The 9214-nt window shown below is 61.9% G+C and carries 7 protein-coding genes and 2 pseudogenes; 1 reads left to right on the top strand and 8 read right to left on the bottom strand.

All coding sequences use genetic code 11. From position 1 onward, the window contains the following. From AC1DUU_RS14175 to AC1DUU_RS14155, 5 genes and pseudogenes are all read right to left on the bottom strand, one after another. The coding region (locus AC1DUU_RS14175) for an ABC transporter ATP-binding protein (protein WP_476784049.1) at positions 1-1620 on the bottom strand (1620 nt) is incomplete at its 3' end. Further along, positions 1620-3131 (bottom strand): annotated as a pseudogene (livM, locus tag AC1DUU_RS14170) (high-affinity branched-chain amino acid ABC transporter permease LivM); the annotation flags it as partial. The gene AC1DUU_RS14175 and the pseudogene livM, both read right to left, overlap by 1 nt. Before the next feature lie 88 nt (positions 3132-3219). Next, complete coding sequence (locus AC1DUU_RS14165) at positions 3220-4122, bottom strand: branched-chain amino acid ABC transporter permease (RefSeq protein WP_476784048.1); 903 nt, start codon at positions 4120-4122, stop codon at positions 3220-3222. A gap of 347 nt (positions 4123-4469) precedes the next feature. Then, a pseudogene (locus AC1DUU_RS14160) lies at positions 4470-4582 on the bottom strand (proline racemase family protein); the annotation flags it as partial. Positions 4583-4659: 77 nt separating this feature from the next. After that, positions 4660-5913 (bottom strand): NAD(P)/FAD-dependent oxidoreductase, encoded by a 1254-nt coding sequence (locus tag AC1DUU_RS14155; RefSeq protein ID WP_476784047.1) that lies wholly within the window; start codon positions 5911-5913, stop codon positions 4660-4662. 298 nt (positions 5914-6211) lie between these two features. Here AC1DUU_RS14155 and AC1DUU_RS14150 point away from each other — a divergent pair, with 298 nt between their 5' ends. Then, positions 6212-6859 (top strand): GntR family transcriptional regulator, encoded by a 648-nt coding sequence (locus AC1DUU_RS14150; protein WP_476784046.1) that lies wholly within the window; start codon positions 6212-6214, stop codon positions 6857-6859. 3 nt (positions 6860-6862) lie between these two features. On the opposite strand, the gene AC1DUU_RS14145 is transcribed toward AC1DUU_RS14150, so the two are convergent. The 3 genes from AC1DUU_RS14145 to AC1DUU_RS14135 all read right to left on the bottom strand — a co-directional run. Continuing rightward, positions 6863-7309, bottom strand: coding sequence for a PIN domain-containing protein (locus tag AC1DUU_RS14145; protein WP_476784045.1), 447 nt, complete (start codon positions 7307-7309; stop codon positions 6863-6865). Next, positions 7309-7548 (bottom strand): type II toxin-antitoxin system Phd/YefM family antitoxin, encoded by a 240-nt coding sequence (locus AC1DUU_RS14140; protein WP_476784044.1) that lies wholly within the window; start codon positions 7546-7548, stop codon positions 7309-7311. Before AC1DUU_RS14140 ends, AC1DUU_RS14145 begins: the two co-directional genes overlap by 1 nt. 172 nt (positions 7549-7720) lie before the next feature. After that, positions 7721-9214, bottom strand: a 1494-nt coding sequence (locus AC1DUU_RS14135) for a CoA-acylating methylmalonate-semialdehyde dehydrogenase (RefSeq protein ID WP_476784043.1), incomplete at its 5' end; no start/stop codon positions are given.

Below are 9214 nucleotides of genomic sequence, written 5' to 3'. Positions count from 1 at the left end.
GGCTTTTATGACGGCTGCCTTGGCATCCGGTGCCTTGGCCGGCTTGGCCGGCGGCTTCGTTCCAGGCTTGGCCGACGCCGCGACCTTTGGTGCGGCAGCCGGCTTGGCCGATTTCGCTTGAGCCTTGGGCGCGGACGCTGCCTTCACCGGGGATCTGACGACCGCTGCTTTTGGCTCCGGCTTGCCAGCTTTTGGCACCGCAGCTTTTGACGCTGCTTTTGAAGCCGGCGCTGCCATGGCGGCTTTCGCCGACGCAGCCTTTGTGGTCGCTACCTTCGGTGCAACCTTCGCAGGTTTTGCCGCCGCCTTGGCTGCTGGTTTCGCAGCCGGAGCCTTGGCCGGTTTTGCAACCGCTTTCGACGCGTCGGCCTTCACCACCGCCGGCTTGACCATTACAGGAGCTTTGGCGACCGGAGCGGCCGAAGCAACAGTTTTGGCCGGTGCCTTCGGTTTGGCAACAGCCTTTGCTGCGGGTGCAGCCTTTGCCGGCTTGGGTGAAGCCATCAGTCCGGCGGCAGGTGCGGCAGTGGACTTTGCCTTCGGCGCCTTCGCCTTGGCCGCAGCAGCCTGGGTGGTTGGCTCGGCAGCAATCCTGGCATCCCGGGCTTCGACCTGCGCCGCCTTCGACGCGCCCCTGGAGACCGTCACGATCTCGCCGTCGCCATCGCTGTGACTGATCGTGTCGCTGACCGGACCGGCCATCATCGACGATGACGCGCTTGGACCATGCGCCGGATCAGGCACGCCCTCGAGTTCCTCGATCACCTGCTCGTCGCCGACCTCGACCAGGACGGTGGTGACTTCCTCGTCATCGACGCCGAGATAGGCGGCAATGACCTTCGGATCGGTCCTGACCGACGTCGGGTCGCCGTCGGAAATCTTGCGGCCGTATTCGAGCACCACCACGTGGTCGGAGATCTGCATGACCACCGACATGTCGTGCTCGATGAGCAGGATCGACGTGCCGGTATTTTCCTTGATGTCGATAAGCAGCGTGTTGAGCGCCAACGATTCCTTCGGATTGAGACCGGCGGCCGGCTCGTCGAGGCAAAGGAGTTCCGGCTCGGTACACATGGCACGCGCGATCTCGAGCCGCCGCTGTGCACCATAAGGCAGATCGCCCGCCGGATCGTCGGCACGGTCGATCAACTCGCACTTTTCGAGCCAATGCTTGGCGATATCGACCGATTCGGCCGAAGCCTTGCGATAGCCGCCGAGCCCGAGCAGCCCCATGACCGTATAGCCAGAAGCCTTCATCAGCTTGTTGTGCTGCGCCACCAGCAGATTTTCGAGCAGCGTCATGCCCGAAAACAGCCGGATGTTCTGGAAGGTACGCGCCACCTTGGCCTTGGCCGTGATCTGGAAGTCGGGCATGCGCTCGAGCAGGAATTCTCCGCCCTCACGTCCGGTGAAGCGGATCATGCCTTCGGTCGGCTTGTAGAAGCCGGTGATGCAGTTGAAGACCGTGGTTTTGCCAGCGCCGTTCGGGCCGATCAGCGCAGTGATTTCACCACGCCTGGCTTCGAACGACAGGTCGCCGATGGCAACCAGGCCGCCAAACTTCATCGACAGATGCTCGACCTGCAGGATCGGCGTGTTCATCGAAACGCTCGCGTTCATCAGCCGTGCCCTTCCTTGGTGAAGGAGCTGGAGATGGCTTTTCGCTCATGCAGGAAGGCGGTGGGCTCTCGACTGCCGACGAAACCTCGCGGCTTCCACAGCATCACGATGACCATGGCCATGCCGAACAGCAGCATGCGGTAGAGTTCCGGCGTGAAATCAGACCCGAAGACCACCTTGAGGAACTCCATTTCGCGCAGGATTTCGGTGCCGCCGATCATCACCGCGGCCGCGACCGCGATGCCGACAAGCGAACCCATGCCCCCGAGCACGACGATGGCAAGGATGATCGCCGATTCCAGGAACACGAAGGATTCGGGCGAAACGAAGCCCTGGCGGGCGGCGAAGAACGAGCCGGCGAAACCGCCGAACATCGCACCCGTGGCAAAGGCGGTCAGCTTGGTCGTCGTCGTGTTGATACCGAGCGAGCGGCAGGCGATTTCATCCTCGCGCAGCGCTTCCCACGCACGTCCGACCGGCATGCGCCGCAGCCGGATGGTGACGAAAGCGGTCAGCAGTGCCAAGGCCAGGATGAGGTAATAAAGGAAGATCTTGTAGTAGGCGCCGGACTGGGCGATGCCGAGCACCTTGGCGATGTAGTTGGGATCCGAGACGTTGAACGACATCAGTCCAAAGAAGCTGACTTTGGGAATGCCCGAGATGCCGGCTGCGCCATTGGTCACTTCGCGCCAGTTGATCAGCACCAGGCGGATGATCTCACCGAAGGCCAGTGTCACGATCGCGAGGTAGTCGCCTCGTAGCCGCAACACAGGGAAGCCGAGCATGACGCCCCAGAAGGCGGCCATGCAGCCAGCCACCGGCAGCAGGATCCAGAACGACCAGCCGAGATGCGTCGCCAGCAGTGCATAGGCATAGGCGCCGACGGCATAGAAGGCGACATAGCCAAGGTCGAGCAGGCCGGCGAGACCGACCACGATGTTCAGGCCCCAGGCGAGCATGACATAGATCAGGATCTGGATGCCGAAATTGTCGACCCACTTGAGCGAGCCCTGGAAACCGGACGCCATCGAACCCGAGATCAGCGTCAGCGTTACCACGACAAAGATCGGGTAGATCACCAGAACGCCGATACCCAGCGCCGAGAAATGCGCATGGATGAAGGTACGGAAATAAAACAGCACCGACGCCAAGGCGTAAATGATGGTCAGCGCGCGCAAGAAACGCACATAACCGGCGAGCGTTGGCCCGAATATCCCGTCAAGCGAACCAGCGAAGATCAGCAGCCCCGCGGCGATCACGAGGGCCGCGATGAAAAAGGGCAGCCGGAAGAACCGCGTCGCCACGCTGTCAGGCAACAGGCCGCTGGCAACGTTGACGATCTTCTGCCGTGCCAGGAACGGCTGACCGTAGGCGACGTAGACAAAGCGTCCGACCATCACCAGGGAAACGATGATGGCAAGCAGGCCCCAGCGCGGAACGAGGATCAGCTCGTTGCGGATGTTCTGGTCGGTCCTGAGGCCTATGAAGAGGAAGAACAGGCCGAAGGAGATGGCACCCGCATAGAGCGCCTCCTTGATGCCGCGTTGAAACGGCGTTGCGGTCTCTTCGCGGAGAGCTTGTGCGATATTGGCCATTGTCTCAGACCTTCTCGACTTCGGGCCGGCCGAGGATGCCGGAGGGCAGGAAGATGAGCACGATGGCGAGGATCGAGAACGCCGCGACATCCTTGTAGTCGATCGAGAAGTAAGCCGACCACATGCTCTCGATAAAGCCGATCATCAGGCCGCCCAGCATGGCGCCCGGCAGCGAGCCGATGCCCCCAAGTACGGCTGCTGTGAAGGCTTTGACGCCGGGAACAAAGCCGTCGGAGAAGGCAACGACACCGTAATACATCAAAAACAGCGTGCCAGCGACGGCGGCAAGGGCCGCGCCCATGATGAAGGTGATGGAGATGGTGCGATCGACGTCGATGCCGAGCAGTGCCGCCATCTTGCGATCCTGCTCGCAGGCGCGCTGCGCGCGGCCAAGCGAGGTCTTGTTGACGAGGTACCAGAACAGCGCCAGCAGAGCGACGGTGACGACAACGATGATGATCTGCTTCAGCGAGATCGAGATGCCACCGACATTGTAGACCGTCGAGACCATCGGCGGGATCGGCTTGTTGCGCGGACCTTGCGTCACCTGGACGAAGTTCGACAGCGCAATCGACATGCCGATTGCAGTGATCAGCGGCGCCAGCCTGAACGAGCCGCGCAGCGGCCGGTAGGCAACCTTTTCGATCGTCCAATTGTACAGGCTGGTCATCAGCATCGCCACGACCATCATGACGAGCAGGAACAGCACGACATGGACCGAGACAAAGATGCTGCTCAGGATCAGGAACACGATCAGCGCGACGAAGGCGCCCAGCATGAAAATGTCGCCATGGGCGAAATTGATCATGCCGATGATGCCGTAGACCATCGTATAGCCAATTGCGATGAGGCCATAGATGGACCCCAGAGTCAGCCCGTTGACCATCTGCTGGACGAAGTACTGCATATGTATGCGGCTCCCCTGGAATGTCGCGCGATGCACGCATTCCTTTTTGATATTTCCCCTAGTCCTAATGTTTCGAGCCTGGATTGCAACGTGATTCTTACACCCGTTGCCGCCTGCCGGACGGCAATTGAAGCCGTCTCCGTTTTTATGTTGTCCAGGCCCTGGACCATTGCGAAACCTATCATTGGCTCAACGCAATGTCTTTGCCGATTCCAGTGATTTTGCGCGCCAAGATCGAAGAATGTAGCGCTCGATAAGCTCACGGCAACAGTTTCTTGCGTCTTACCGCTGATCTCCCTTCTAAGATTGTCTAGACATATTGGCTGTTCCACCTCCCTGCCATACGACTATTTGACTACGAACCCATGTGCGAACGGGTCACGGTCGTCGATGAAGATCGTGCTCAATCGGTCATCCGCGCCCACCCGCCGATTGAGGGAATGATGGCCTTGTTTCCGGAGCCGATGTGCCGGTGCCGCAGGTGTGGCCGTCGATACAGAAGAAGGAATGGCGCGCCATGATGGGTGATACCTTGCGTCAGAAACGTTGGGCCGAAAAGGGGCTGAGATCAAGCGTCGGCTTTTGGCCGAGCATGCGGTCGCGAACCAGCCGGCCGGTTGCCGCCGCCTGGGTCAGCCCGAGATGCCCGTGGCCGAAGGCGTAGTGCACGTTGGGATGGCTGCGCGAGCCGCCAATGACCGGCAGCGAGTCGGGCAGCGACGGGCGGAACCCCATCCATTCGCGCCCACCCGAGGGGTCTAGCCCGGGCAGGAATCGTCTTGCCTTCTCGAGCATCGCCTTTGACCGGGCGTAGTTCGGCGCACGCGCAAGGCCGCCGAGCTCGACCGCCCCGCCAATACGCAGGCCGGTGGCTAGCGGAGTGATGACGAAGCCATGACCGGAAAAGATCAGCTGGCGCTTCACGTCGAATGCGCCGGTCGGAAGCGTGGTGTTGTAGCCACGCTCGGTTTCGAGCGGGATGAAATCGCCAAGCTGGCGCGCCAGCAGATGTGACCAGGCGCCGGCTGCGATCAGCACCTGGCGGGCAAACAGCGTGCGGCCCCGCTTGAGCTGGACCAGGATGCGGTCGCCAGTCTGCCTGACAAGACCGACATCGCCCTTGATAAAGGCTGCACCTTTGGTTTCGGCATAGCGCCAGATCGCCTTGCCGAGATCCTTCGGGTCGGACACCGTCTTCCAGCCGGGCACGAAGGTACCGCGCATGAAGCGGTCGGCGAGCCCGGGCTGGTAGCCAGCAAGCTCGCTCTTTTCGAGATGTCTGCAGGCAATGCCGAAACGGTCGCGCGCCGCCCAACTCGGCAGCGCTGTCTTGAATTCCGCCTGGCTCTCATAGAGTTCCAGCGAGCCGTCTTCGCGCAGCATCGAGCCGGTATTGGAGCGTGCCATCAGCGACGYCCATTCCTGCTCGGCGAGTTTCATCAGCCCGGCTTGCGCTGTGAGGCTGGCCTCGTAGTTGGAGGGCGTCCCGGCCTGCCAGAAGCGATAAAGCCACGGTGCGAGCTGGGGCAGATATGCGGGCGGAATGCTGAGCGGGCCGAGCGGGTCGGCCAGCCACTTCGGCACGTTGCGCATCATGCCCTTGTGGGCGAGCGGCAGCACGTCTGAGAAGGCGAGAGCACCGGCATTGCCGGAACTCGTTTCCTCGCAGGTGCCTGTACGGTCCAAGACCGTCACCTTGCGGCCGGCATCGACGAGATAGGCAGCCGCCGCGATGCCAACGATGCCGGCACCGATGATGGCGATGTCGATCTCCTCGACCGCCGCGCTCATGACTTGCTCCTCCCCAGGGCGTCCCTCCCCGACTGCTTGCAGCGCTCTCCCGACAGCGACTGGCGCTGCATCCCCACCCGATCATTGGTGCCGATTTCAAAAATCTCTGCAAGCTTGATGTTTGCGGACCAGATAGGTCGAGACGTCGAGATCGGGCCATTGCGGCGGCCACCTCCGGCCACATGCTGGGCCCCTCCATTGATATATCAACGATATATGACGGTGCAATCAAGTTGCCGATCCACCTTCGCGCCTGATATATCAAGTATATATCATTGCGCTTTCAAGAGATTCGGTCATGCAAGCTGAGAAACTGGAACCGGCTGCGATACGAGCCTATCTTGAGCTTGAACGGCTGATCGTGACCCTCGAACTTGCCCCTGGCAGCGTTGCCACCGAAGGCGGGCTGATCGATCTGCTCGGTCTCGGCCGCACGCCGGTGCGCGAGGCGATCCAGCGTCTGGCCTGGGAAGGGCTTATCGAGATCAGGCCGCGCGCCGGCCTGGCAATCGCGCCGCTGCATCCCGGCGACTGGCTGCGCGTGCTCGATGCGCGCCGTGGTATCGAGGTTGTGCTTGCCCGTTCGGCGGCCCGTTTCGTCACCCGCGACGCGGCCAACCGGTTTCATGCCGCAGCTCTTGCCATGCAAAAAGCGGTGATCGCTACCGACGTATTTGGCTTTCTCGAAGCCGACAAGGCGATCAATGAAGCACTGGCGCTCGCCGCCGACAACGACTTCGCCGCCCGTCTCGCAGCGCCCCTGCAAACCCACAGCCGCCGCTTCTGGTTCCGCTATCAGCGCGACACCGGGCTCGCAGCATCAGCCGAACATCACGTCGCGCTGATCCGCTCGATCCTCGAACGCGACGAGGATGGCGCTGCCCAAGAGGCGGAGCGATTGATGACGATGCTGCGCGGCCAGGCCGAGGCAGCAGCGACGCGTTAGGCCTCAGGCCTCGAGCATGGCGGCAAGAAGCGGATGTGGCGTTTCAGCAAAAGGATTGACTACGGTAACCCCGCCCCATGTGAAGCCATCCTGCATGTCTTCCGACAGCAACAGACGACAACCGGCACCCGACGCGACGCAGAGTATGACGGCGTCCCAAATACTCAACCTATGGTCGACAGCCAGATCCACCGCCTTGGACATGACATCAGGCGTCGTATTGGCGACGGCAAATGTGTCGCGCCACTGCAGGATCGCGTCGCGTGCTTCCAACGGACTGCGACCTGCCTTGCGCACAAGGACGGTGAACAACTCGCCCAGAACCTGGATCGGCACCAAGGTTTCGTCTTGCGGAATGCGCGTAAGCAGGTCGAGCGCCAAGGCTGCACGACCTGCGTCATTGACGCCTTCCGCATAGGCCAGAATGTTGGTGGCCAGCGCGAACCGCATCAGTGGTCGTAGAGCTCTTCGCGCGACCAACGCCCGACATCGGCCGGAGCCTGCCGGCGCAGGCGCTCCAACAAAATCTGCTTTGCGGCGCGCGCAACCTGGCCGAGTTCAGTTGCTGGCACGAAACGCGCGACAGGCCGGCCGTGGCTTGTCACCACAAAGCTGCTGCCATCGCGCACTTCCCGCAGAAGTCGGGAAAACTCCCGATTGGCATCGGCAGCCGAAATCTTCTCGTCCATACGATCACCATGATATAGTTATTTTCACTACTATAAGGCGATCAACTTTCCCGCTCAAGGTCCAGGGAGGGGAAGCGGCCACCTACATTCTGCATACAGTTACGGAAGAAGAGGACGAAACGTAAAACGGGCGCCCAATGGGCGCCCGCTTCAACTCAGTCTTAGTGATGGATCAATTCATCGTCGGGATGACGAACTCCGCGCCATCCTTGACGCCCGACGGCCAGCGCGACGTCACTGTCTTGGTCTTGGTGTAGAAACGGAATGCATCCGGGCCATGCTGGTTCAGGTCGCCAAAGGACGAAGCCTTCCAGCCGCCGAAGGTGTAGTAGGCGATCGGCACAGGGATCGGCACGTTGATGCCGACCATGCCGACCTGGACGCGGGAGGCGAAGTCGCGAGCCGCATCGCCATCGCGGGTGAAGATGGCAACGCCGTTGCCCATCTCGTGGTCGTTGGCGAGCTTGATCGCGTTCTCGTAGTTCGGCGCGCGAACGACCGACAGCACCGGCCCAAAGATCTCTTCCTTGTAGATGCGCATGTCTGACGTGACGTTGTCGAACAGGCAGCCGCCCATGTAGAAGCCGTTCTCGTAGCCTTGCATCTTGAAGCCGCGGCCATCGACGACAAGCTTGGCGCCTTCCTTGACGCCAATGTCGACGTAACCCTTGATGCGCTCGAGCGCCTCACGCGTCACCACCGGGCCGAAATCGGCCGAGGAGTCGGTCGAAGGGCCGACCTTCAGGCTTTCGACGCGCGGGATCAGCTTTTCCATCAGCCGCTCGGCGGTGTCGTGACCGACAGGAACGGCAACCGAGATCGCCATGCAGCGCTCGCCGGCCGAGCCGTAGCCGGCGCCGATCAGCGCGTCGACGGTCTGGTCCMTGTCCGCGTCGGGCATGATGATCATGTGGTTCTTGGCGCCGCCGAAGCACTGCACGCGCTTACCGTTGGCGCAGCCACGGCTGTAGATGTACTGGGCGATCGGCGTCGAACCGACGAAGCCGACGGCCTTGATATCAGGATCGTCGAGGATCGCGTCGACCACCGTCTTGTCGCCATTGACGACGTTGAGGATGCCCGCCGGAAGACCAGCTTCGAGAAACAGTTCGGCGATGCGCATCGGCACGCCCGGGTCGCGTTCGGACGGCTTCAGGATGAAGGCGTTGCCGCAGGCGATCGCCGGGGCGATCTTCCACAGCGGGATCATCGCCGGGAAGTTGAACGGAGTGATGCCGGCGACCACGCCGAGCGCCTGGCGCATCGAATAGACGTCGATGCCGGGGCCTGCACCGTCAGTGAACTCGCCCTTCAACATGTGCGGGGCGCCGATACAGACTTCGACGACTTCGAGGCCGCGCTGGATGTCGCCCTTGGCGTCGGCAATGGTCTTCCCGTGCTCGCGCGCCAGAAGCTCGGCCAGCGAGTCGTATTCCTTGTTGACCAGTTCGAGGAAGCGCATCAGCACGCGCACGCGGCGCTGTGGGTTGGTGGCGGCCCAGCCGATCTGCGCCGCTTTGGCGTTTTCGACAGCGGCGCGCAGTTCCTGCGCCGAGGCAAGCGCCACGGTGGCGCGCACCGAGCCGTCCATCGGCTGCAGAACGTCCTGCTTGCGTCCGCTGGTGCCGGCGACATGCTTGCCGCCGATGAAATGACCGTAGTCGAC

The sequence above is a fragment of the Aminobacter sp. P4_H6_2 genome (genome assembly GCF_056400805.1).
The sequence above is the reverse complement of the archived record's forward strand: the minus strand, read 5'-3'. Positions and strand labels throughout refer to the sequence as shown.

Excerpts from the sequence above, each read along its gene's own strand:
- AC1DUU_RS14165 (WP_476784048.1), bottom strand. The coding sequence starts at position 4,122 with ATGCAGTACTTCGTCCAGCAGATGGTCAACGGGCTGACTCTGGGGTCC.
- AC1DUU_RS14150 (WP_476784046.1), top strand. The coding sequence starts at position 6,212 with ATGCAAGCTGAGAAACTGGAACCGGCTGCGATACGAGCCTATCTTGAG.
- AC1DUU_RS14145 (WP_476784045.1), bottom strand. The coding sequence starts at position 7,309 with ATGCGGTTCGCGCTGGCCACCAACATTCTGGCCTATGCGGAAGGCGTC.
- AC1DUU_RS14140 (WP_476784044.1), bottom strand. The coding sequence starts at position 7,548 with ATGGACGAGAAGATTTCGGCTGCCGATGCCAATCGGGAGTTTTCCCGA.